Origin of the sequence: Nocardia amikacinitolerans, assembly GCF_900215415.1 — a bacterium.
GTDB classification, from domain to species: Bacteria; Actinomycetota; Actinomycetes; order Mycobacteriales; family Mycobacteriaceae; genus Nocardia; species Nocardia amikacinitolerans.
Map to the genome: position 1 here is coordinate 87,244 of NZ_OBEG01000002.1, position 22,265 is coordinate 109,508.

Sequence of the window (22,265 nt, forward strand, 5' to 3'; positions counted from 1 at the left end):
GGCGACTATACCGACCTGCGCGCCGGTGTTCGACGGGTGGCGCTGGCTCGGCGCTGCGCAACGGATTGCCCGCCGGTAACTACCGAACTGCTCACCGCGCGGACCCGGTGAGCGTGATCCCGGACCACTCGGGCAGCTCCTCGCAGCGCCGCACCCATTCGTCCGGGATCGCCGCGTCCCGTGCGCCGAGAATGCCGCCGACGATGGCGCATGTCGTGTCCACGTCGCCGCCCGCGCTCGCGGTGGCCCAGCACGCCTCGGCGAAGTCGTCGAAGCGCGCGGCGATCCACAGGCAGTACGGCACCGTGCCGGGGGCGGAGACGTCGCGACCGTTGCCGAGTGCTCGGGCGGCCTCCGCCTGGCCGACGTCGAGCAGCCCGCGCGCCGAGGTGATTCCGTCGCGCACCGCTCCCCGCGGTGTGCGCGCCGCGATGGCGTCGAGCAGCTCCGCGCCGGCGGAGCGACCCGCATGGCCGCGCCGTTGCCCCAGGAGCCCTTTCCGCCGAACGACGCGGTCGCCAGCTCGCGCCAGTCGCCGCCCTCCTGCCGGATGAGGCGCAGCATGCGGTTGGCGCTCGGGCCGTAGCCGCGGTCGAAGTCGTGGTGTTCGGCGAAGGACGCCGCGAGCGCGTCCTGGTCGACGCGGCCGTGGCGATCCAGGACGGCGACGACCGAGCACGCCATCTCGGTGTCGTCGGTCCACCACCAAGGTTCCGGCGGCAAGGCGCGGGCTTCGAGCGCGGGCAGGTTGTCGGGGACGAAGAAGCAGCCGCCGAACGCGTCGCCGACGGTGAGCCCCCGCAGCGACGCGACGGCGCGGGAACGGCGGTCGGCGATCATTCGCGCGATTCTGCCCAGCCGCAGTGAGATTCGCCAAGCTGGGAGGTCGTAACGGCAGGAGCGGGTTATCTTCGGTCGGGATCGTCGAATTTGCCGGTCCCCACGGCGGGTCACCGCCAAGCACGCGCGTCAGCGAGCGCCCGCCGCTCGTCGGAAGTCAGGAACACCATGTCGCAGATCCGGAACCACTGACATGTGTGCTCCGAAAATCATCCAGTCGGCCCATGAGAACGCCGCCCGTCCCAGCCGCCGCGCGCTCTTCGCCGCCGCGGGACTCGCCGCCTTCGCCGCCGCTGCGCCGCCCGCCCGTGCCGTCCCGGCGGCACGCGGCGTTCTCGACCTCACCCACGCCCTCGGCCCACACCTGCCGACGTGGCCAGGCAGTCCGCCGTTCACGGCGATCCCGGTGGCCTGGCACGCCCTCGGCGGATTCGGCCAGAACGCGCTCGCCTTCTGGGAACACTCCGGAACCCATCTGGACGCACCCGCGCATCGCGTGCCGGGCGGCGCGACCACCGACGCGCTCGCCGTCACGGATCTCGTCGCGCCACTGGTGGTCATCGACATCAGCGCGCGTGCCGAACGCGACCCCGACGCGGCGCTCACCATCGACGACATCGAGAACTGGCAGTCTCGGCACGGCCGCATGCCCGAACGAGCCTTCGTGGCAATGTATTCGGGCTGGGAACGTCACATCCACGACGCCGCGGCCTTCCTCAATCTCGACGCCAACGGCGTGCCGCACGCACCGGGCATCGCACCCGACGCGGCCGAGTATCTGGTGCAGCGGTGCGGGGTCGTCGGCGTGGGAGTGGACACGTTGAGCTTGGATCACGCGCTCAGCCGAGATCACGGCGCGCACACCGCGATTCTCGGTGCGGGGCGGTACGGGGTGGAGATGTTGGCGAATCTCGGTGCGGCGCCTGCTTCGGGAGCGACGGTCATCGTCGGGGCGCCGAAGCATGTGGGTGGGACCGGTGGGCCTTGTCGGGTGATCGCGCTTACGTGAGGTGCTTTGACGTCGGTGGTGGCGGTTGGTCTTACGGTGGACGTCGGCGGTCTCACCAGTCCGGTCGACCGATCGACAACGCGTGCTGGAACACCCCGCGCGGATCCCAAGTCCGCTTGATACGCAACAACTTCGGGTAGTTGTCGCCGTAGTAGAAGCGGTGCCACGGCACGCCGGAGGTGTTCCAGCGCGAGTCCGCCAGATCGGGGTCCGGGTAGTTGATGTAACTTCCGCCGTTGTCCGCGTTGGGCACCGGGACGCCGCCGGTCGCCGAATACACCTCGCGGAACAGCTCGCGCGCCCACCGCAGGTGCGCGTCGTCGCCCTCGGGAAGTCGCCAGGCCGCGTGAATCAGCATCTGCGCGAAGGAATTCCGCGCGGGGATGGCAGTGGCATCGGACGCGACGGCATTGATGGCTCCGCCGAAGGGCAGGAACTCCACTTCCGTCTCGCCGAGCACAGCGAGATTCGTCAGGTACCGGTAGAACACGCGAAGCTGATCCTCGGAATACGCCCGCCTCAGGTAAGCCGCCTTCACCTTGACCCGCGGCGTCAGCGAACCTTTCGGGTAGTACACCTGCTGCACCGTGTCGGAATACGACAGCTGGGCGACCGGCTGCACGACCGGAACGGCATCCACACCATCCAGCACCGCACCGAGGAATTCGTCGAATTGCGCTCGGGCGTCGGCGGAATCGGCATCCAGCAGCACGATCATCTGCGCGAACCCGGTGCCGACCGTCCGGAAGCTCAACGGCGCGTACAGTCCCGCGAACCGATTGCCCGGCTCGTTGTTGCGCTCGTAGAACGCCAGATAGTTTCCGAGCAGCCGCACGAACGCGGCCTCGCTCATCAGCGGCAGAACCACCCGCGAATTCAGCATCGCACCGGGCGGTTTCGGCAGCGCCGTCGCCGGATCGGACCCATCGGACAACGGCGCGCGCAGCAGAAAGCGCGTCACCACACCGAAATTGCCGCCACCACCGCCGGTGTGCGCCCACCACAGCTCCGCGTCCGGGCCGTCCTTGGTCGCCAGCACCACCCTGGCCTCGCCGTCGTCGCCGACCGTGACGACCTCGACCCCGTACAGATAGTCGGCCATCAGCCCGAGCCGCCGCGACAGCGGCCCGTAGCCGCCGCCACTGACATGCCCGCCCATCCCGACGCCCAGGCAGATCCCCGCCGGAATCGTCACACCCCAGCGCCGCAACGCCTCGTACACCGCACCCAGCTCGGCGCCCGCGTCCACCGAGAACGCCCGGTGCGTCTCGTCCCAGCGCACCTGATTCATCCGGCCGAGATCGATGATCGACCGTGTCTGCGCCGAGTCCACGAAATCCTCGAAACAGTGTCCACCCGACCGCACCGCCAACCGCGACCCCGCCGCCACCGCCCGCCCCACCGCAACGCGCACCTGCTCGGCCGAACTCGGCACATAGATCTGCTCCGGCCGCGCCGCGAACCGCCGGTTGTACCCCCGCATCACCAGCGGCAGATACTCCAGATCCCCCGCCCCCACCACCCGCAACTCTTCCGCCCCCGCCGCCGGCGCCCCCACCACCGCCGCCGCGCCCCCAACCGCCGACGCAGCCAGGAACCGCCGACGCGACAGTGTCATGGTCTTCTCCTCAGTGAAGATCGAATACCGGCACGACGGTATCCCCGAAACATCTCCCGACAAAGAGACCGCTCCGTTCGCCCTCCCCCAAACTTGCCGCGCCCGAATCCACCCGTTCCCTCGGGCGGCCGACCTCAACCAACCCGCATGCACGCCTGGACATATGTCCTCACGCTCGCCGAGTATCGGCCGTACATTCCGGCTTCGACCGACCCAGCATCACAACCCAGCGGCTGATGGCCCAACGAGTCGACCGCTACCAGGCATGGCAGTGGCCCCGCGCAAGCCGTGCATCTGGGAGTTTTGGACCTTTGCTGGGCCTCGCGGAATCCCGATGGAACCGAACGGATCTGCGGCGCGTCTATACCGGAAGACGAAACCGAAGGCTCGCTCTGTGATTTGCGCGGTGCGGGCTTCGTTGACAGTGTTGGATCGGACCGACAGGTGTTCGGGGAGTGGGAGGTGACGATGGTCGGCTTTGATCCGAGCCGTGCCGCAGAGGATTTGGCGCAGTACGCGACAGATTTGGAGCAGAAAGCCCGGCGATACGGCGAACTGCAAGAGCGGATGGCCGTGGTGTCAGCGTCTGCGTCCAGCTCGGATGGGCGAGTGAGCGTCACGGTGGACAGCACCGGAGTGCCGACAGCGATCGACCTGGGTCCGGGGGTGCGTAGTATAGATCCTGCCGCATTGTCGGCGGAGATCCTGTCCTGTATGCGCAAGGCGCAAGTGAAGTTGCGGGCTGAGGTTGCCGATGTCGTGCGCGCGACCGTCGGAAACGACTCGGCGGGAGAGTCGATCATCGCGGCTCTCGATGAGCGATTCCCAGACCCGGAACCAGCCGACGAGTACATTCCGCCGCAACCCACATACGCGCCACCCACAGCGGCGCAGTTCATCCCACCACAACCTGTGACCCCGCCGCCTCCGCACGTATCCGACCCGGTGCCGTCCTCTGGTTACACCTCCGGCTGGCCCACGGAATCGCCAACGGCACGACCGCGCACACGTAAACCCGATCGGGATCAGATCGTCACTCCTGATGAGCCGGATGATGAAGACGAATACTTCAACAAGAAGTCTTGGTTGGTGTAACTGTGGCAGTTCCTGATGCGATCTCCGTCGATCCTGATGAGGTGCGCAAGCACGCCGAAGTCGTAACAAGGCTGGTGACGAGCTTAGAGAAGTGCCTGGAGGCGGCTACCTACTTGGGAAACGCTGACGATGGTTTTGGGCTCATCCCGCGCATACCCATTGCACTGCTTTTCGACGACAAACAAGATAATACTGTTTCGGTGATTCACGCACTCGCCGAGAGCGTGTCGGAGGTTCCGGACAAACTGAAGACGGTTGCAACAACGTTCGAAGACAAAGATGGCAAGCTCGGGCAAGCACTGACGGCGCTTCGGGAGTCTATCGCCGAAGATAAGGGGGGAAATTCGTGAGTCTACTTTTTGATGCAGAGCCACCGGCGAACGACCTGCTGAATAAAAACGTCAATATTCGCGATCAGTACTTCCAGGAGGGCAACCGCTCACTTTCGAACGTCGGCCTCAACGGTGGGGCAGAATCGGGCGACCCGGGTATTTATAAGGGCACCCTAGCGGGAGATGCGTGGGAAACGGTCGCGAAGTTCCAGTCGGGCGACGTGAACTCGGCATGCCTAGGGGCCGTCGCGCTCGGGATCAATATCACCGGCCTGGCAAAGGGGCTGACCGACCCCTTCGCTTTCGCTGGAGCCCAGATTGTCAAGTGGATGTTCGAGCATCTCGAACCCCTCCGGGCAGTGCTGGAGGGATTGACGGGAAATCCGGCGATAGTCAAAGCTTACGCTGCGTCATGGGACGCCATTTCCAAGGAATTAGAGAAGGTCGCTACAGACTGGAATTCCAGCGTAGCGCAGGACATCTCTACATGGCGGGGGCAGGCGGGCACTTCGTATCGACTGCACGCCGGGTCACTCATTGATAAAGTCAGTTTCGCCGCTGCCGCAGCAGCGGCGATGCGCGAGTCGATGGAAGTGGCGGAAAGTATCGTTGACGGAGTTCGGAGTGTGGTGCGCGACGTCCTGTCGAACCTAATCGGAGCATTGATCGGATATTCGCTGGAAGTAATCGTTACCGGCGGGGCCGCAACACCTTACGTTGCCCCGAAGGTGATGACCGATGTTGCACAGGCGAGTGCCACTTTAACGAAGGCGCTGTCTAATATGAAGGCTGCATTCAAGGACGTCAACACCTATCTGGAACCAGTTGTAAAAGGTTTCGCGACGGCGGCGGACGACAAAAACTAACGCCGATTCATCGGGCGTTCGGAGCGTCGCTTCGGCTGCCGGTGGCGGGTGAGAGAGGTTATTCATGGGCGCCTATCTGAGCACGTCCGACTTGCCGCTACCTGCGGACTGGGAGCGAAAGGCGTTCGGTTCGTACCGATATGCGGTATTGCCGTTCGCGATGGGACTACTCTTTTTGCAGGCCATGCTCGGGGTGATCTGGGCTGTTCTGGTCGGAGAAGGGTCGGCGCGGGAGGGGATTCTGGTCATCTTGCTCCCCGGCGCCCTGTGCACCGCCTTTCTGCTAGCGGCATGGTCGAAGATTCCACGAAAAGCGCCGGTAGCCGCGGAGATTCGGACTACCGCCGGTGATGATGCGTTGGTACTACCAGTTCGACGAAATTCGGTTCTGGCTGGAATACGTTCCACCGCCGGTATCGAATTGACTCCTGGTCACGTGACGATCAGGTACGGAAAGTCGCCAATAGGCATTGCCTGGGATGATATCTCGGCGATCGAATCCCGTTGCGACAAGGTACGATCCACCCGAACCAACGTCATCGACATCGTCCCCCGAGGACCCGAAACCGGATCTCGAATCATCGACCTCCCCCACACATTCCTGGCCACCGACCCCACTAGGGTCTACCACCTACTCCGGTTCTATGTCTGCAATCCCGAACTCCGATGGGAACTAGGTAACCAAGCGGGCTTGTACCGATTCCAGCATGGTGGCTATGGATCGGAGATGCGAGCCGATAGATCGTGACCACTGCCAAGAATCGGTCGGCCACTGTCGACAGCTTCTCGGTCAAGGCATCGAGCATCTGATCATCCTGGGCGGCAACTGATTCGGTGTCGGCGATCGAACACCGAGTGCACGCCTGGCCAACACGGAGGTCAGTGCCTGTTCAGCGCCTTACGGCGCTCGGGCAGCCAATCCGGGAAGTAGCTGCCCGACCTCAGTTCGAATTCCCCAGACCCTGGTGCAGGTCCTCGCGGTACCCGCCGCGCCGGTCGTCGACCACCGTGCGGCCCACAACAACTGGACGCCCGGGGCGCGGCGTCGGGCAGGCACGTCAGGGATGGGAGTGCAGGGAGCGGCATCGAGCAGGCAGGTCGGGGGTTGGCGGCCCGGGACCGAGTGCAGCATTGAGTAGGCCAACCAGAGACGGGGGTCCGGGGGCGAAGCCCGCCGGGTGGGGCGTGGGGGCTTCGCCCGCACACAACACGCGGAACCAACCAAAAAGGCGAGTGCTCTTCGCGAGCACTCGGCTTCGTTGGTGGAGCTGCCGGGAATCGAACCCGGATAAGGTCCTGGCAGGGATAGCAATCCGGGCTCTACCTGCGAAAACACTGCTCAGTCAATCACGCTGAATCACCGGGTATCGCGCGGAATTGTGGGCAAAATGTGGGCACGAGCACCCTGCGAAATCAGCCGAGGTATGGCGCGCTTCGCCCCTCCATGTAGTGGGTCAGCCTGAGTCGCTGCGTGTGGTGCATGTCGAGGCTGTCCAGTTCGGAAGGATCTACGAACCGTAGTTCGGTGGACTCGTCGGAGATGGCGAGGTCGCCCCCGATGACACGGGCAAGAAAGCATACGTTGAACTGGCGTCGGACCTCACCGTCGCCGTACGCGATCACGTGGCGCGGATCGGTGTAAGTGCCGACGAGGCCGGTTATTTCGATATCGAGACCGGTCTCCTCCTTGACCTCTCGCACAGCACAGCCGGGAAGGCTGTCGGTCATCTCCATGCCACCACCTGGCAACGCCCATAGGCCGCTGTCGGCGCGCCGCTGCAACAGGATGCGGCCGTTGTCGTCGCACACCACGGCGGAGGCCGCGACGACGAGACTGTTCGGCTCGGGTGCTGCTGGGTCGTCGTAGAACTCGGTGCGCGCCATCGGCTTACCCCTCCACCGGTCGGCCGGTTTGCCAGACCGCGTCGAAACTGTCGGTATACGTGTCGAACAGACCACCGCCGAGAGTACGGCGCAGATGCCAGACCGGCGCACCGTAGGCGTTCACTCCCCACACGTGGGCGTTGACCAACATCTCATTGTCGGCACGAAAGATGCTGTTGTAGAGCGTCGTGGTATGGGTCCGTAGCTCGATGCCCGGTGTTGCTTGCAGTGCCTGGTAGTGCATCAAAGCGAGACGGCAGCGAGATTCGATACCGTGTCCGAATTTCTCTTCCGTGCCTCGTTGTTGGACGTTGGCGCTGTCGGCGTCACCCACGGCAATCCGTCCAGGTGAACGCGAGGAGTAGCGCAGGCACAAGCCAGACCACACGCCCAAACCGGCGGGTCGACGACATCAGCACATCACAGGCGGCGGAACTACTCATCCGCGGCGACTATACCGACCTGCGCGCCGGTGTTCGACGGGTGGCGCGGGATCGACACAGCTCAGAAAATTGCCAGCCGGTAACTATCGTTCTCGCAATGCGGTCCCGCCGAGCGCGACGCCCGCCCAGTCCGGCAGTTCCTCGCACCGCCGAAGCCAGACGGCCGATCCGTCAGCGGTCGTCGGTCACTCGAGTTCGGCGGCCTCGCGGTACCTTCCGGTGCGCCGCAAGTAGGCGATCCACTCGGGGAGGAGTTCCTCGTCGACCGATCGGCTCGCCGTCAAGCGCTCCGCCAAGGCCTCGTCGTAAGCCCCCGCGCGGGTCAGCGCGCGAATCCTTGCTTGGGTCGCGGCAGCCGACCGAACGGTCGTAGCCGGAACGTCCGTGGACCGGGCCGGGGGCGTGGCATCAGCAGGTCGGCGATGACCCTGATTCCAACTCACGGGCATCGCGGCGCCCGCACCGTGGCTTGCCAACTGAGGGAGCGGACGGTTGCGTTTCGCGAGGCGCTGCTGCAAGGCACCGAAGAGCGATTGCACAGTCAGCGTCGGCCCGGCCTCTGGGATACCGTCTTCGAGCACGTCGATCAAAGCGCCGGTGAACGCCGTATACGGCTCACCGGGGGGTGAGAGAGCCTTCCGAGTGCCCGCGCACGCGGTGAGCACCGCGGTGCCCTCTATTGCCACTGTGGCGGCGACGGCGTCATCGCTCCCCATGGCGCCGGATATCGCCAGACCACTCCAACAGCAATCCAGGAGCACCAGCCGTCGCGCCGCCCGAGCTTGAATGAGGAACTCCCGGCGCACGGATCCGTACCGGAGCGCGGTGTGCGTACCGCCGGGCTCATAGGACGGTGACAATGCCAGGCTCAGTCCGTCGTCCATTGCCGCGTCGAACAGGCCGTGACCGGCGTAGTAGAAGACCAACGCTTCCGTCGCGGTGGAAGCGGCCTCGCGTATGGCCTGCACCACCGTGTCGGGATCCTCCACGTTCCGCAGGACAACGCAGTTCTCCGGCGGCAGCCCCCACACCGCCTTGTCGCACAGGAGCTCCGCCAGCTTGACGACGCTGTCGTCCACGGCGGGCAACTGGCGCGACTCGCTCATCTTCGGATACTGCGACACCCCGAGTAGCACGGCTCGGGATCGCTGCGGGTCGGGTACATCCGCCACGATGCCTACCCGGTGCCACCCGTCGCCGAACGCGACATCAATTGCTCGACCACGACTTGCACGTCACCGTCTACTACCACGTACTTTTCCGAATACTCGATCCGCACGGTCGGCACGCGAGTACCGGACTCCTCCCGAGATGCGCGATACATCAGAATCGAAGTTATCAAGCTCGAAAGCGCGATGGCATTGGGAACGACGAGATTCAGGATGTCGAACGCCAATCCCATATCACCGCGACTGGATTCCGCGGCAGGAGTGATACCCCGGGCGACCTCGGGGTCGCTCGCCAGCCAGCGGTAGAGGTCCGGTGCGGCCTCGCTGTCGACATGTATCGAAAGATTCATTTCTATTCCTCGGTCAGTGCCCGTCGCGATTGTGGGTCAGTACGAAACGCCCGAACTCGGCGCTGAACAGGCTGGTTCCGGAACCTTTTCCGAAAACAATGCCCATCAGACGCAGATGCTGGAGATCGATCAAAGGCAAGTCCAGTGGGCGTCCCGCCGCAATCCGCTGCAGCATCACCAACCCGCGCCCACCGGTTTCGCTGTTGATATTGTGGACGAGCTGCCGGAACTGCGTCTCGAATGCGTGAATCTCGGCGAGATAGGCCGCACTCGTGTCCACCTCGCCGTCGCTCCGATACAACGCGACGAGTCGATTGCACAACACCTCGGTCAGAAATGGATGCCGACCGGCCAGATCGATGATCTCCGAGCGGACCGATGCGAGACCGACACCGACCTCGGCGGCCCGCGCGAGCATCAAATCGGTCTCCGTGTCGGTGAACATTCCGACGTACTCCGGAACCACCACGACACCGCCCAGAATCGAGCCGCCCATGGCATCGATCTCGATGGATTCGATATGCTGCCTGGAAATGGTGATCAGGCCGAACGAGTACTGTGACTCACTGGCCAACGTCCGAAGGCACTGAAATTCCGCCAGCGAAGTGAGTGCCGTCGACGCCCGATCGAATTCGTCCAGCACGACGAGCGCACTGTAACCGGCATCGGTCAACGTGGCGAAGAACCGCTTCGTCGCCTCGGACAGGTCGTACCAATCGACGCTGAGCTGCACCGCCGCATTGATCGCGTGCAACGACTCGACCAATTCCGCTGCCGACGGGTCGCGCCGTACCGAAATGTCGAGGCGCTCCATGACCTGACGGCTCATCGATCGAAAGAGATCCGCTCCCGATACATGGTTTCCGACATTCAGCCAGACCGTGAGCAGCTCCGCCCGCGGGACGGTGGACGTGTTCAGCGCATGACGCACCAGACTCGTCTTACCCACCCGATGATGCCCGAGCACCCGCAAGTTCGACGGCCGCCCTGGTCGTTGCCACACGCCCTGCACCCGGCGCACCATCTCGAGGCGGCCGATGAAACGTTCCCCCGTCGCCTCCTGTCCGACGCCGACATACGGATTGTCGGAGGCCGGAAGGCTCGCGTGTCGATGCGAGGATGTCATGGCTGATCCACCCCGGACTTCACGCCGAAGTACTTGAGCAGCCAGTCTTGGTAGAGGCGAACGACTATCTGATAGCCACCGGCTTCGCGCCGGACCACGTCGCGCAGGACCAGGTCCTCGAGCAGGTCGGTCGCCTCCCGTTGCCCGTGGTACTCCTCGCAGATCGAACGCACGGTGGCTACCTGGTTGTGCGCCGCACGGGCGATGGCGAGCAGCATCTCTCGGTAGTCTTCGCGCGTGAATGCCTCGGCATCGGTGTATCCGGACGACTCCAGATTCTCGAAATCCTTCATTTCCAATACGTCGAGAAACTGGTCACGAACATGTTCGACGTCGGCCTCGGTAACCACCGGCGCCCGTTCCGCGTTCATATATTCCACGAGACGATCGCAGAAGCGCTGGATATAGAAGGCGCTGCCCCCGGTGAGATCGAGAATCTGATCCACCGCGCGCTCGTGGTACCTGGAAATCTCCTCGCCGTCTCGCTTCATCATGATCGGCACCTGTATCAGCTGCCTGGCGTATTCCTTCGCGAGATAGGTGACCCGCTCCGTCGAGAAGACACCGAACACGTTCGGATCCGCCTGGATCAATCGGTCGACGGCCGCCTGCCCCACGATGATCAGATGGAAGAGTCTCCGCTCGAGCAATGCCTTGAAAGACTGCATGAACGACGGTGAAAGCAGGCCTCGGCGAATCCACTGGTCGAAATATTGAAACTCGTCGATCAAGACCACCAGCGGGGGAAGTCGGTTTCCGACCCGCCTGCGATGATTCTCCATGATCATCGCGCAGTCATAGATCGGCTCCGGCGTCTCCAGAAACTTCTCCCGGTCCAGACCTGTCGGAATCAACGGGATACCGTTGGCCTGTTCGAGCGCCGCATAAGCGTTGTCGGCGCCTTCCAGAATGCGCCACATCAACAATGCCAGTAGGCGGGTTCCATCACTGTCTGGCTGCGGCGAGAGGTCACCGATATTGCCCACGTCCACGACCGGCAGATGATCGAGCTCGACAAGGCGGTACTGGAGGTGCAGACGGATGGACGACTTACCTGCACGTTTCTGTCCGAAAACCGCCACACCGATGCCCGGTGATTTGGCATTGCGCAGCCGGGCCCGGATCCGGTCGATCAACTCGTCTCGACCGAAGAACATCTTCGGGCTTTCCACGGGTCGCCCGGTCGCACCGTCCTGGTAAGGATTGTCGATGGGCTCGAACTCTTCTTCACGCGCCAGGCGAACCGGGAGGATCGCACTGTACTGCTCGTATTCGACATTGGAGCGGAACCGGTATCGCAGCGTCACCGGCAGTGAAAAGGCGCCCGCGTTGACCAGGGTTTCCGACACGCGCAACCGGACACTCTCGATCCGGTGATCGTTGCCGCGCACCGCGGTCGGCAACTGAACCTTCTGATCGTCGACCGAGAACAGGCCGGGCTCCGCGCTGATGAGCAGTTCCGGCGAGCCGAGCGGCGCACTGCCCGCCGCGTTGGACACCTTGATCTGCACCGTGACGACGCCATTCTGACCGCTGCTGCTCTCCTGCAGCGCGAGGCTGAGTTCCGGTTGCGGGGGTTGGGCGGCGATGAGCTGCTTGTTGGCGTCGGCGATCAGTTCTTGGATGCGGATGGCGATCGGCTCCAGCAGCTCCACCGCCAGCGCCGTCGGACCGCGCTGGACGTCGTCGCGCAGTTGCTGCACGGTGTGGTCAGCAGTGCGCAGGCAGCTCTCGCGCTCCTCGAAAGACGGCTCGTGGGTGAACCTGCGCAGCTCCACCAACGCACGGCCGATCGCGGCCAACCCATCCTGCATCACCTCGGGCATCACCAGATCCGGGTCGTTCACGCGCTGCAACGCCACGTCCAGCGTGGTTTCCGAGATCGTGACCTGACGCAGGTCGGCGAGCGCGTGAGACAGGCTGCGCTTGCGGCGATTCCACGACACCGCGGCCTGCTGCCACGCATCGCGCACCTGGCGCTCGTCCGGACGGGCCGGGATTCCCGTGGGCGAATCGGCCAAGCATTCCGCGGTCGCCGCCCGAAGTTCCGGCCGGGTACAGATCGCGTCCAGCAGCAGATCCCGCGCGACGCTGGTATCCGCCAGCACGGGACGGACCAGTTCCAGCACCTTCGCGCCGTTCGCGCGGGTCAGGTCGACGAGCACTTTGGACACATCGCTGGCCAAGAGCGAGGAAAGCGACCCGTCTCGGTCGCGCCGGAGGTTGCGCAGTGCGCGACGGCCGTTGAGCGAGCGGAGATATCCCGTCAGCGCCCACCGTATGTCCGGCATCGTGTCGCCGTCTTGCTGCTCGTCCGCCGCCGCCAGCGCCGAGCAGTACAGGTCCCGTGCCGATTCGTGCTCCTTGCGGTCCTGCATGAGGTCGGCCAAGGTGGTCAGCCCGGAGTACAGATAGCGTCCGCTGTCGGGCACACCCAATTCGTGGGCGAGGACCGCCGCCGAAATATAGGCCTGGGCACTGTTCTCGGGCTGTTTGCTGCCCATCTGCCGAGCCGTTTCGGCGATGACGTTGAGGTCTCGATGGGTCGCGCGGGTGCCTCGCTTTCTCGTCTCGTCGGCAAGCTTCGAATAATTCTTCATGACGTAGGTCACCAAGGGCGGCGTCGAACTGCCGAGACCCGAGGCATCCTGCGGTAGCATCTTTTCCACCCAGTCCGCGGATACCACGCCGCTACCACCGCTGCGCAGCGCGGCGATCCGCTTGCGGATTCCGTCGGCATGCTGGTCGGTATGGTGCTCGATGAGCTTTTCCGCTTCGTCCAGGTCGTCGAGCACGCCGCGCTGAATCAATGCGACGGCGAGGCCACGCTGAACGGCCGTGTTGTCCGGCGATTGGCTGTACAGCTGCAACCATTCACCGGTGGAATCCTGACCGGCGGCGAGCTTGACGAAGGCGATCTGATGCAGCCGATGGTCACGTTGACTGGTAGTGATGTCTTTTCGCTGATATTGACGATTCAGCAGCTCCAGTGCTTCGGGATATCGGCGGGCACCGGTCAGAAAGTCGATGAGGATGTTCTCCAGCGCGTTTCCCGGCTGCACTATTCCCGGAAATTCTTGCTCGATGACCTCGAGCGCGGCGACCGGCCCGTCGGTTTGCCGCGTGAGCCAGGCCAGATCCTTTACCGCACTTTCGCGTTTGACATTCTCCTTGATCGCCTGCCGGTAGTAGATCTTCGCCTGCACGAAGTCTTTCAGCTGCAGTTCCATGAACTTCGCGTGCTGATACGGGTCTTTGGGTTCCCGCTTCGGCGGCCTTGCCTGCGCGGCCGGGCGTTGTGACGGGCGGGGGATGTTCTGCGTCAACGGCGCGGGACGCGACTGGACCGGCCGTCGCGGCGCGGGAATCGGCTGCTCGAGGGCACGATTCGGCGTCACTTTTCGCGGAGCGGTTACGGTCGACTCGACGACCGGCGCGCTGGCTTGCCGCGAGCCTTCCAGAACACTCGACCGCTCGGTTCCGGTCGCGGCCAGCAAGTCGCGCATCGCCTGTCGCGTGAGCGAATCCGCGCCCGCGGCAACGTGTTCGACGTACTGGCAGAGCCCGCGTACCGCGGTTCGGTGGTCGCCGTTGCGAGCTGCGCTGATGGCCAACAATCGCATGGCCGGTACGTCACCGCCGTCCGCGGCGACGGTGAGGTAGTCCTGCGCCTCGTCGGAGTCTTCCATCAGCAACTTGAAGGCGCCCGCGAGCCGATTCAGCCCCGGATTTCCCTTGTCGGCGTTCCACAGGTTCCGGACCCGCCCGTAGAGGATCGCCACCCGATGGAACCGGGGTTCGAGTTCGCCGATCCTTTCGGCGTTCTCATACGAATTCCTGATCTGCAGCAGCTGTTTTTCGTGCTGGACTAGGACCTCGATTCTCATATCGATCGGCAGTAGCGGCAATCCGGCGACCGCCGCGAGCGCATCCTCCAGCGGAGGACCCGCCATTTCGGCAACCACGGGTTCGGTGGGCGCTTGCACCGGCGACGTCGGCACAGCGGGGGACGGCGGGGGTTGACCGACCTCGACGGCCGCGGTCTTACGCGCAACAGTGGCGACCATTGTCAAGGCAACCGCGACCGGCATGCCATCCGGCTGCTTCAACCGCAGCCGGGTCAATGTCAGCTCTTCCAGCACACCCTCGTGCACGCCGCCCGCGACCAAGCTGATCTGGACGTAACTGCCGACCTGAGCGATTGATTGTACGAATTCCGCGTCCATTCGCTCTCACCCCGTCCACAACACTGATCGGAGCAGTCCGCAGCAGATACCGCCCGTTCCGTTTTGTTCGTCGGTCCGGCGGCCGTCCACCCGGCGCGCGAATGTACGCGATACCTCATCGCCCACCCGTCCTCGGCGGACAGGTGCGAAAAGGATGATCATTGAGTTTCAGCCCCCTTGCGGGTGCGATCCGCAGCGCCCACCCACGAATTCACACAGTGCCTCTCCCCGACCGACCGACAGTTCCGAACCCCCAGCCCCTCTCGTTCGCTGGAGGTAGGTGACATTCTCGCAGCTCGACACCGATCCGACCCGCCGAACGAACATTGCGCCCCAGCCGTAATCTCGAAGCAAACATCTTCCTGCCGAACCTCGCGAATACACCGTACGAACAGGAAGAACACCGGGGCCGTGCCACCCGACGCCGTGATACTCAGGAGTAGCCCGACACGACCCCATCCCGGTCACGATGGTCGGTCGAGGCGCTGCGGGTGAAGGACCGTTGATCCTCGTTCTCGCCTACCGCCCCGATCAGCTGCGTTCCCCGGATCAGACCTGCGCGACCGCGGCGCCGCGAACGCTCCCCGTCGGCGAGGACAACACACACGTTTGCTGAAAACGCCAGAAACCGAACCGGATTGAGACGACGAACTGCAGGTGCATGCCGCCGCCGTCGCTCATTGATCCGGCTATTTCGTCAACCCGAGAGCATCCCCGGTTCATCGGGCCATCATGACACACGCGCGACGAAACCTCTCCGCACCCGGCAATACGGGACCGCCCGATGTCCCTACCGCTCCGGGGATTCGGGCAACATCAGTTCTACCAGCTTCCACACACCCGTCGACGGATTGGCGCGATGGTCATCGCCACCGCCCACACTCCGCGACTTCGCGCGGCGCACGGCTTCCTCCACACCCTCGATGTAGTCCGCGAAACGGAGCGCAGTCTTGTCATATGCCGGAAGGTGCTTCTTGAGCCGCTTCTCGACGTCTCGAAAACCTGTCAGGGCTGCATCGCAATTCTCGAAATGAAGTAGCAGCCAATACTCGAAACACGGATTCGACACCGCCAGACCGATTTTCGACGTCCGTGCCATTCGGATCGCTTCGGAGTAGTCGAACTCGTCGACGTCGAGAACGCACCAGATCTGGTCGTAGTCCGCGCGTTGCCTGGCCGCGAAGGCAACGACGCGCTTGGGGTCCTCGGGGCGCACGGTCACCGCGGACTTGGTTGCCGGATTGCGCAGGTGTCGGCGTAGACCGTGGAAGTACGTGGGCTCGGTGACTTCGCCGCCGCAAACGATCAGGATCAGCGTCACCGGATCGCGGAACGGCGCCCGTCGACGTCGCGAGTTCTCACGCCGGGTGGGCATGCCGCAAAACCTCCGCGAGTCGATGGAAGTCGACCCGCGGGATCGCACCGAAACTTCCTCCGAGATAGCGACGTTCGAGATTGTGCTCGTTGCGCGGCTTGTAATCGGTCAACGGATACAGCGAGCTTGCCCCGTCCGCGCCCTTTTCGACGAACCACACCTGATCGCGGCGCAGCAAACCATCGGGACGAACGACCGTACCGAGCAGGGAGGAGTCGTGTGTCGTCAGGATCAGTTGCGCGCCACGAGGATTGGTCTCATCCGACTGGAACAGTTCGATCAGCGACGCGGTGAGCAGTGGATGAAGGCTGGTGTCGATCTCATCGATGACCAGAACCCGCCCGTGATCGAGCGCGTCCAGAACTCCGGGCAAGATCTCGAGCCAGGCGATGGTACCCGCCGACTCCTGCTCGAGGGGCAGCACGGCCGCTTCGCTGCCGTGATGAACGAAGACCAGCGGAGGCAACGCGTGAGTAACACTCTCTGCGTATACATCGTGCACCACCGGAATCCTGCCCGTCGAGTCATCGACCTGCGCTTCACTTCTCGAAGCGAACTCATCGAGCATTTTCAGCCCCGTGATGTCGTGCCGTTGCCCGGGCGGGACGGAATCGAGCAGAGCCTCGGGAACAACAGGTGTGTCGATGGCGGCAATTCCGAAGTCTGCCTCTTGAACCAGCTCCACCAGACGAGCCCCCTCGGCCGCCGAACCACGAAGAAGAACTCGACGCAGACGACGAGCGATCGCAGCGGTCGACGCACGTCGTCCGTCTGACAGAATCAGCGTTTCACGGAACCAGCGGTGTACCGGCTCGAACATATCCGGCTTGGCTTGGGCGACAGCACTCAGGAACAGGGCGTTTGGCCGGGTGAGCTCCTGCAGAATTTTGAGCTGAGCCCGATGCTCGGCCATCGCCGACCCAGAGCTGTACTCGTCCCCGGTCCGCTGAAACAACACCCGCTTACGCTTCTCTGGATAGCTGAAAAGCCATTCCTCGAGCACCCGCTCGTTGTCGACAGTGAACCCGTAGGTCCACGGAATTCCGTCGGCCATGATCTCGACGACGTAAGTCGACGCCACAGAGACTATGTGACTCGTCCGAAAGCTGTAAGGAGTGCGCGGAACACCCGCGAATGGCTCCCACTGGGAAAACGACTGCGTCACGGCCCGCTGCATGAACCGGAGCCCATCCAACAGGTTGGACTTCCCCGAGGCGTTCGCCCCGTACACCGCGGCAACCGGAACCGCAGGCCGATCATCAGCGGCAGGCATCAGCAGCAACTCGTTCTCGTCCGCGAACGAACGATGGTTGCCGACCCTGAAGCTACGAAGCATCTGCCACCTCCCGACACCGAGTTGAAGGGCGTTTTGAACAGCATACCTGCAGATTCTCCCCTGAAATGCCTCGAATCTCATCCTCGGGGCATGCAGATTGCCGCCGCGGACCAGCCGCGGGGGCGGAGCCCGCCGGGTGGGGTGTGGGGCTTCGGCCCCACAAACACGCGGAACCCGCAAAAAGGCGAGTGCTCTTCACGAGCACTCGCCTTCGTGGGTGGAGCTGCCGGGAATCGAACCCGGGTCCTCCGCCGTGTCTTCAGGACTTCTCCGTGTGCAGTTCGCTGTGTCTCTGCTCGGATCTCTCGGTCACGCGAACAAGCCGAGATGACGATCCCAGTCGCTGTTCGATGTCCCGTCCGGCTCCGCGACCGAGTCGGACGGTGAGCCCTCTAGCTGATGCCGGCACCGGGACCGAGGGCATATCCCGGGCCGACAGAGACGCTGTCGCTTAGGCAGCGAGAGCGTACTCGCGCTGATGAGAATCGGCGCTTAATTGGTTGCAACGACGCTTACGGTGGTCTCTTGCCTGCACCGACACGCTTCCCCTGAATCAACGTACGCAGTCGAAACCGTTCAGCCCCGTACGTGCCCGCACCTTGCGGGCTAGTAATGCTAACACCCGCCCAACGCGGAATCATCCCCGATTATTTGTGCGTGTTCTAGGTCATACCGATCAGACTCGATCACTAAAGGTGGCGCGACCTGGACGACTGTCGCACTCCCACCGGAGGTCACCCCATGACCTTCTTCGCGGACCTGGCATGGGCCTACGGTTGGCCTCGACACGACCGGCAAGCGGTCGTTCGACAACGCACTGTCCAACGACGAGTCCCGGCTACGCGCGGTGTTCGACCAGCTCGCCGCTCGCGGACCGCTGCTGATCGTGGTCGACCGGCCCAACACCATCGGCATCGGCGCGCTGCCGGTCACCGTCGCCCGCGCTTGCGGCCATGACGTGGCCTACCTGCCCGGCCTGTCGATGCGCCGCATCGCCGATCTCTATCCGGGTCAGGCGAAGACGCCGCCCTTATCTGCCTGGCCCGACGCCGCTGCGGCGTCATCTACGCCATGCTCGAAACCAAACAACCCTACCGAAATCCGCTGGTCCCAGCATCGAGGTGATGCCACGATGACGTGACTTCATTCGTCATGACGACCTGCGCTGAGAGGACGCCACATGATCGCGGACCTCCGCATCCGTTTCGCTGTCGACGATGAGGTGCTCTCGCAGCTGCACACCGACGCATTCGGCGGTGACCACGTGCTGAGCCCTTGGAAGGCGCGCCTGGAACGGCACAGCAGATCGTGGGTCGGCGCGTTCGTCGGCGATCGGCTCGTCGGATTTGTCCACGCTGTCTGGGATGGAGGTCGGCATGCGTTCCTCCTCGACACCATGGTCGCCCCCGACCTCCAGCATCAGCGCATCGGAACCAGCCTGGTCACGACGCTCATCAGCGACCTACGCGAACTCGGCCTCGAGTGGCTGCACGTCGACTACGAACCACATCTCACCAGCTTCTATCGCGATACCTGCGGGTTCCGAACCACCGACGCCGGGCTACTACGACTGAACTGACACCGAAACGCCACGACGGCTCAACCAGTTGCGACCGATCCAGCTTGACCAAACCATAGGGACACCCCCGCATAGACGAGCGTCTACCCCGCTAGACCCGAACTCCTTGAACCCTCAATTAGCCCACGAATTGCGCACACGCAGCCCAATCCCAAGTCGGTCAAGCGTCCGATTCCCCAGAAGGCCCCCCAAGCGACCCCACCGCAACCGCGAAATCACCATCTCGGCGACCCCTTGCCCGGTACTGTTCCTGTTCGGCCGTACCGGATTTGGATCGACCGGCGGCTGGGACAGGGAGCAATAATGGGCAACACCAGCAGACGACGTCGTCGTCTGTTCCACGCCGCGGCGGTACCGATGATCGTCGGCATCGTCTTGGCCGCGGCGTGTTCGACGCCGAGTGCGACCACCGGCCCCGGCGTCACCAGCGCGCCGTGCCCGAACGCGATCGACAGGGACAAGGGCTGTATCTATCTCGGCGTGCTCTCCGACCTCGGCGGCGGACCTTTCGCCATGCTCGGCAGGGCGATGCAGGACGGGCAGACAGCGTTCTGGACCGAGGTCAACAAGGCGGGTGGGATCGGCGGCTACGAGGTCGACATCTCGACCTACGCCAGGGACACCGCCTACGATCCGCACCGCCATGTCGAGGAATTCCGCGAGATCGAGCCGAACGTGCTCGCACTGGCGATGAGCCTCGGCACCGCTCAGACCCTCGCGGTGCTGCAGGAGATGGACGCGGCGGACATCGTGACCTCGGCGGGCACGCTGTGGTCGGGCTGGGAGTATCGCGAAACGGACCGGGATCTGGTGCTGGACAGCGGATATTCGTACTGCACCGAAGCGATCATGGGTCTCGACTGGTTCACCGAGCACCAGTACCGGCCGCGCAACGTGGCTGTCGTCGCGTTCCGCGGCAACTACGGCGGCGACTACGCCAACGGCGCGCTGCGCTGGGCGGCGCACAACAACGTGACCGTCACCTCGCGGGTCGACACCGGACCCAACACCGAGGTCGGCAACCAGGACCGGCCGGTCGCCGAGATCCTCGCCAACCCACCGGATCTCGTGCTGCTGGCCACCGGCCCCGCAGAAACCGCGGAGATCATAGGCAAACTCGTCGCGGGCGGCTTCCACGGACGCTTCCTCGGCTCGGCTCCCACCTGGAACGGCGCGCTGCTGAAAACCCCAGCCGGGCCCGCACTTTCGGCCCTCTTCAACTACACCTCGCCCGTCGACGGCTGGGACGGGCGCAGCACGGGCGCTCGCCGGGCTCGCGCCGCCGCGCCGCAGGAGCCGACGAACTGGGGTTACAGCCTGGGCTGGGCCGGCTCATACACGATGCGGGCACTGCTCACGAAGGCGGCCGAACAGGGCCCGCTGAACCGGGCGAGCGTGCGCGCGGCGCAGGACGCGCTGACCGTCGATTTCGAGGGCATGGCCGCGCCGCACACCTACAACGCGGGCGCACCGGATTACGCGGCCCAGCGTGCCGCGATCGGTGCCCCTGACCCGTCCGCGCCGCTAGGCTCGCGCACGGTGACCACCGACTACCGCGGACCGACCCTGCCGCAACTGCCCATGCACGGGCCGTGCGCCCGGCTGTGAACCGGCGGGCCACCGAGCAACGCGTTCGTCTGGATCGAAGGAAGAGAATTTTGGTACCAATCCGCCGCCGCCGCGGGCTGTTCCGCGCCGCCGCGGCCGCGATCGCCATGGGCTTCGCACTGGCGGCCTGTTCGTCGGCATCGACCGAGACGGGACAGGGCGTCACCAGCGCGCCGTGCCCGCAGGCGGTGGACAAGAGCAAGGGCTGTATCTACCTAGGCGTGCTCTCCGACCTGGAGGCCGGGCCGTTCGCCCCGCTCGGCAAGGCGCTCAACGACGGCCAGCTGGCCTTCTGGCGAGAGGTCAACAAGGCAGGCGGCATCGGCAATTACGAGGTCGACATCACGACATACGCCAGGGACACCGCCTACGACCCCGGCCTGCACCGCGAGAAGTTCCACGAGATCGAACCGAACGTCCTCGCTTTGGCGATGAGTTTCGGGACGGCGCAGACACTTTCGGTGCTGCCGGAGATGGACGCCGTCGATCTGCTGACCGGCGCGGGCACCCTGTGGTCGGGCTGGCAGTATCGCGAGACCGATCGAAACCTGGTGCTGGACACCGGGTATTCGTACTGCACCGAAGCGATCATGGGCCTGGACTGGTTCGCCCAGTTCCAGTCGAGGCCACGCACGATCGCGGTCGTCGCCTTCCGAGGCAACTACGGCGGCGACTACGCCAACGGCGCGCTGCGCTGGGCTTCGGAGAACAACGCGATCGTCAACGCGCGCATCGACACCGGCCCGAACGCCGAGGTCGGCAACCAGGACGGACCGGTCGCCGAGATCCTTGCCAACCCGCCGGAGGTCGTGCTGCTCGCGACCGGTCCCGCCGAAACCGCCGAGATCATCGGCAAACTGGTCGCGGGCGGCTACGACGGCCGATTCCTGGGTTCCACCCCGACCTGGAACGGCGCCCTGTTGAAGACGCCCGCCGCGGCGGCGATCACCTCGCTGTACAACTACACCTCGCCCTACGACGGCTGGGACGGCCGCAGCATCGGCGCTCAGCATGCCCGCGCCGCCGCCTTGCAGCCGCCGACCAACTGGGGCTACAACCTCGGCTGGGCCGTGTCCTATCCGATGAAGGCGGTGCTCAGCAGCGCGGAAGCGGCGGGCGACCTGACCCGCGCGGGTGTGCGCGGCGCGCTGGAAGGGCTGTCGGTGGACTCGGAGGGCATGGCCGCCGTGCACAACTACGGGTCGGGCGAACCGGACCTCACCAAACAGCAGGCGGTCATCGGTGTGCCCGACGCGAACGCGCCGTTGGGGTCGCGCACGCTCGTGCCCGACTTCCGCGGGCCGACGCTGCAACGGGTGACGCTGCACGGACCGTGCGCGCGGTTGTGACGTGAACGGACGAACCCCTGGCGCGATCGTTCGATCGCGGCAGGGGTTCGTCGACAACCG

The 22,265-nt window shown here is 64.5% G+C and carries 17 protein-coding genes, 1 other RNA gene and 2 pseudogenes; 9 read left to right on the forward strand and 11 right to left on the reverse strand.

Annotated features, from left to right (window positions below; translation table 11 throughout):
* Positions 1-91: 91 nt before the first annotated feature.
* Positions 92-840 (reverse strand): annotated as a pseudogene (locus CRP45_RS35085) (ADP-ribosylglycohydrolase family protein).
* Positions 841-1,033: 193 nt separating this feature from the next.
* Between CRP45_RS35085 and CRP45_RS08750 the strand changes: the two are divergent.
* The gene (locus CRP45_RS08750) at positions 1,034-1,849 is read left to right on the forward strand and encodes a cyclase family protein (protein ID WP_097244706.1); all 816 of its coding nucleotides are present in this window, start codon (positions 1,034-1,036) and stop codon (positions 1,847-1,849) included.
* A 52-nt stretch (positions 1,850-1,901) separates the two neighbouring features.
* Here CRP45_RS08750 and CRP45_RS08755 read toward each other — a convergent pair whose 3' ends face one another.
* Positions 1,902-3,467 carry an FAD-binding oxidoreductase gene (locus CRP45_RS08755; RefSeq protein WP_097244707.1) on the reverse strand — a complete coding sequence of 522 codons (1,566 nt, stop codon included), beginning with the start codon at positions 3,465-3,467 and terminating at the stop codon, positions 1,902-1,904.
* Between the two features lie 468 nt (positions 3,468-3,935).
* Here CRP45_RS08755 and CRP45_RS08760 point away from each other — a divergent pair, with 468 nt between their 5' ends.
* The 4 genes from CRP45_RS08760 (at position 3,936) to CRP45_RS33255 (ending at position 6,508) form a co-directional block, all read left to right on the forward strand.
* Entirely contained in the window at positions 3,936-4,562 is a 627-nt protein-coding gene (locus CRP45_RS08760) for a YbaB/EbfC family nucleoid-associated protein (RefSeq protein WP_245910114.1), read from the forward strand.
* Between the two features lie 2 nt (positions 4,563-4,564).
* Positions 4,565-4,912 (forward strand): type VII secretion target, encoded by a 348-nt coding sequence (locus tag CRP45_RS08765; RefSeq protein ID WP_179830819.1) that lies wholly within the window; start codon positions 4,565-4,567, stop codon positions 4,910-4,912.
* Positions 4,909-5,760, forward strand: coding sequence for a hypothetical protein (locus CRP45_RS08770; RefSeq protein ID WP_097244710.1), 852 nt, complete (start codon positions 4,909-4,911; stop codon positions 5,758-5,760). Before CRP45_RS08765 ends, CRP45_RS08770 begins: the two co-directional genes overlap by 4 nt.
* A gap of 64 nt (positions 5,761-5,824) precedes the next feature.
* Entirely contained in the window at positions 5,825-6,508 is a 684-nt protein-coding gene (locus tag CRP45_RS33255) for a hypothetical protein (RefSeq protein ID WP_143861389.1), read from the forward strand.
* Between the two features lie 665 nt (positions 6,509-7,173).
* Here CRP45_RS33255 and CRP45_RS08775 read toward each other — a convergent pair.
* From CRP45_RS08775 to ssrA, 9 genes are all read right to left on the reverse strand, one after another.
* Positions 7,174-7,644, reverse strand: coding sequence for an NUDIX hydrolase (locus CRP45_RS08775; protein WP_097244711.1), 471 nt, complete (start codon positions 7,642-7,644; stop codon positions 7,174-7,176).
* Between the two features lie 4 nt (positions 7,645-7,648).
* Positions 7,649-7,978 (reverse strand): hypothetical protein, encoded by a 330-nt coding sequence (locus CRP45_RS08780; protein WP_245910025.1) that lies wholly within the window; start codon positions 7,976-7,978, stop codon positions 7,649-7,651.
* Between the two features lie 294 nt (positions 7,979-8,272).
* Entirely contained in the window at positions 8,273-9,259 is a 987-nt protein-coding gene (locus tag CRP45_RS08785) for a caspase family protein (protein ID WP_342747004.1), read from the reverse strand.
* Positions 9,260-9,264: 5 nt separating this feature from the next.
* Positions 9,265-9,606: an effector-associated constant component EACC1 gene (locus CRP45_RS08790; protein ID WP_097244713.1), complete on the reverse strand. Its 342-nt coding sequence runs from the start codon at positions 9,604-9,606 to the stop codon at positions 9,265-9,267.
* A gap of 13 nt (positions 9,607-9,619) precedes the next feature.
* Positions 9,620-10,732, reverse strand: coding sequence for an ATP-binding protein (locus CRP45_RS08795; protein ID WP_097244714.1), 1,113 nt, complete (start codon positions 10,730-10,732; stop codon positions 9,620-9,622).
* Positions 10,729-14,958 (reverse strand): ATP-binding protein, encoded by a 4,230-nt coding sequence (locus CRP45_RS08800; protein WP_097244715.1) that lies wholly within the window; start codon positions 14,956-14,958, stop codon positions 10,729-10,731. Before CRP45_RS08800 ends, CRP45_RS08795 begins: the two co-directional genes overlap by 4 nt.
* Before the next feature lie 790 nt (positions 14,959-15,748).
* Positions 15,749-16,333 carry an RloB family protein gene (locus tag CRP45_RS08805; protein ID WP_097244716.1) on the reverse strand — a complete coding sequence of 195 codons (585 nt, stop codon included), beginning with the start codon at positions 16,331-16,333 and terminating at the stop codon, positions 15,749-15,751.
* The gene (locus CRP45_RS08810; RefSeq protein ID WP_179830821.1) at positions 16,317-17,669 is read right to left on the reverse strand and encodes an AAA family ATPase; all 1,353 of its coding nucleotides are present in this window, start codon (positions 17,667-17,669) and stop codon (positions 16,317-16,319) included. Before CRP45_RS08810 ends, CRP45_RS08805 begins: the two co-directional genes overlap by 17 nt.
* Before the next feature lie 215 nt (positions 17,670-17,884).
* Positions 17,885-18,253, reverse strand: a transfer-messenger RNA (tmRNA) gene (ssrA, locus tag CRP45_RS08815).
* A 191-nt stretch (positions 18,254-18,444) separates the two neighbouring features.
* Here ssrA and CRP45_RS08820 point away from each other — a divergent pair.
* The 4 genes and pseudogenes from CRP45_RS08820 to CRP45_RS08835 form a co-directional block, all read left to right on the forward strand.
* Positions 18,445-18,741, forward strand: a pseudogene (locus tag CRP45_RS08820) (IS110 family transposase); the annotation flags it as partial.
* A 108-nt stretch (positions 18,742-18,849) separates the two neighbouring features.
* Positions 18,850-19,248 carry a GNAT family N-acetyltransferase gene (locus tag CRP45_RS08825; RefSeq protein WP_097244717.1) on the forward strand — a complete coding sequence of 133 codons (399 nt, stop codon included), beginning with the start codon at positions 18,850-18,852 and terminating at the stop codon, positions 19,246-19,248.
* 303 nt (positions 19,249-19,551) lie between these two features.
* The gene (locus CRP45_RS08830) at positions 19,552-20,856 is read left to right on the forward strand and encodes an ABC transporter substrate-binding protein (protein WP_097244718.1); all 1,305 of its coding nucleotides are present in this window, start codon (positions 19,552-19,554) and stop codon (positions 20,854-20,856) included.
* A gap of 50 nt (positions 20,857-20,906) precedes the next feature.
* Positions 20,907-22,205 carry an ABC transporter substrate-binding protein gene (locus CRP45_RS08835; RefSeq protein WP_245910027.1) on the forward strand — a complete coding sequence of 433 codons (1,299 nt, stop codon included), beginning with the start codon at positions 20,907-20,909 and terminating at the stop codon, positions 22,203-22,205.
* Positions 22,206-22,265 lie beyond the last annotated feature (60 nt).

Excerpts from the sequence above, each read along its gene's own strand:
- CRP45_RS08750 (WP_097244706.1), top strand. The coding sequence starts at position 1,034 with ATGTGTGCTCCGAAAATCATCCAGTCGGCCCATGAGAACGCCGCCCGT.
- CRP45_RS08755 (WP_097244707.1), bottom strand. The coding sequence starts at position 3,467 with ATGACACTGTCGCGTCGGCGGTTCCTGGCTGCGTCGGCGGTTGGGGGC.
- CRP45_RS08760 (WP_245910114.1), top strand. The coding sequence starts at position 3,936 with ATGGTCGGCTTTGATCCGAGCCGTGCCGCAGAGGATTTGGCGCAGTAC.
- CRP45_RS33255 (WP_143861389.1), top strand. The coding sequence starts at position 5,825 with ATGGGCGCCTATCTGAGCACGTCCGACTTGCCGCTACCTGCGGACTGG.
- CRP45_RS08775 (WP_097244711.1), bottom strand. The coding sequence starts at position 7,644 with ATGGCGCGCACCGAGTTCTACGACGACCCAGCAGCACCCGAGCCGAAC.
- CRP45_RS08790 (WP_097244713.1), bottom strand. The coding sequence starts at position 9,606 with ATGAATCTTTCGATACATGTCGACAGCGAGGCCGCACCGGACCTCTAC.
- CRP45_RS08795 (WP_097244714.1), bottom strand. The coding sequence starts at position 10,732 with ATGACATCCTCGCATCGACACGCGAGCCTTCCGGCCTCCGACAATCCG.
- CRP45_RS08800 (WP_097244715.1), bottom strand. The coding sequence starts at position 14,958 with ATGGACGCGGAATTCGTACAATCAATCGCTCAGGTCGGCAGTTACGTC.
- CRP45_RS08805 (WP_097244716.1), bottom strand. The coding sequence starts at position 16,333 with ATGCCCACCCGGCGTGAGAACTCGCGACGTCGACGGGCGCCGTTCCGC.
- CRP45_RS08810 (WP_179830821.1), bottom strand. The coding sequence starts at position 17,669 with ATGCTTCGTAGCTTCAGGGTCGGCAACCATCGTTCGTTCGCGGACGAG.
- CRP45_RS08825 (WP_097244717.1), top strand. The coding sequence starts at position 18,850 with ATGATCGCGGACCTCCGCATCCGTTTCGCTGTCGACGATGAGGTGCTC.
- CRP45_RS08830 (WP_097244718.1), top strand. The coding sequence starts at position 19,552 with ATGGGCAACACCAGCAGACGACGTCGTCGTCTGTTCCACGCCGCGGCG.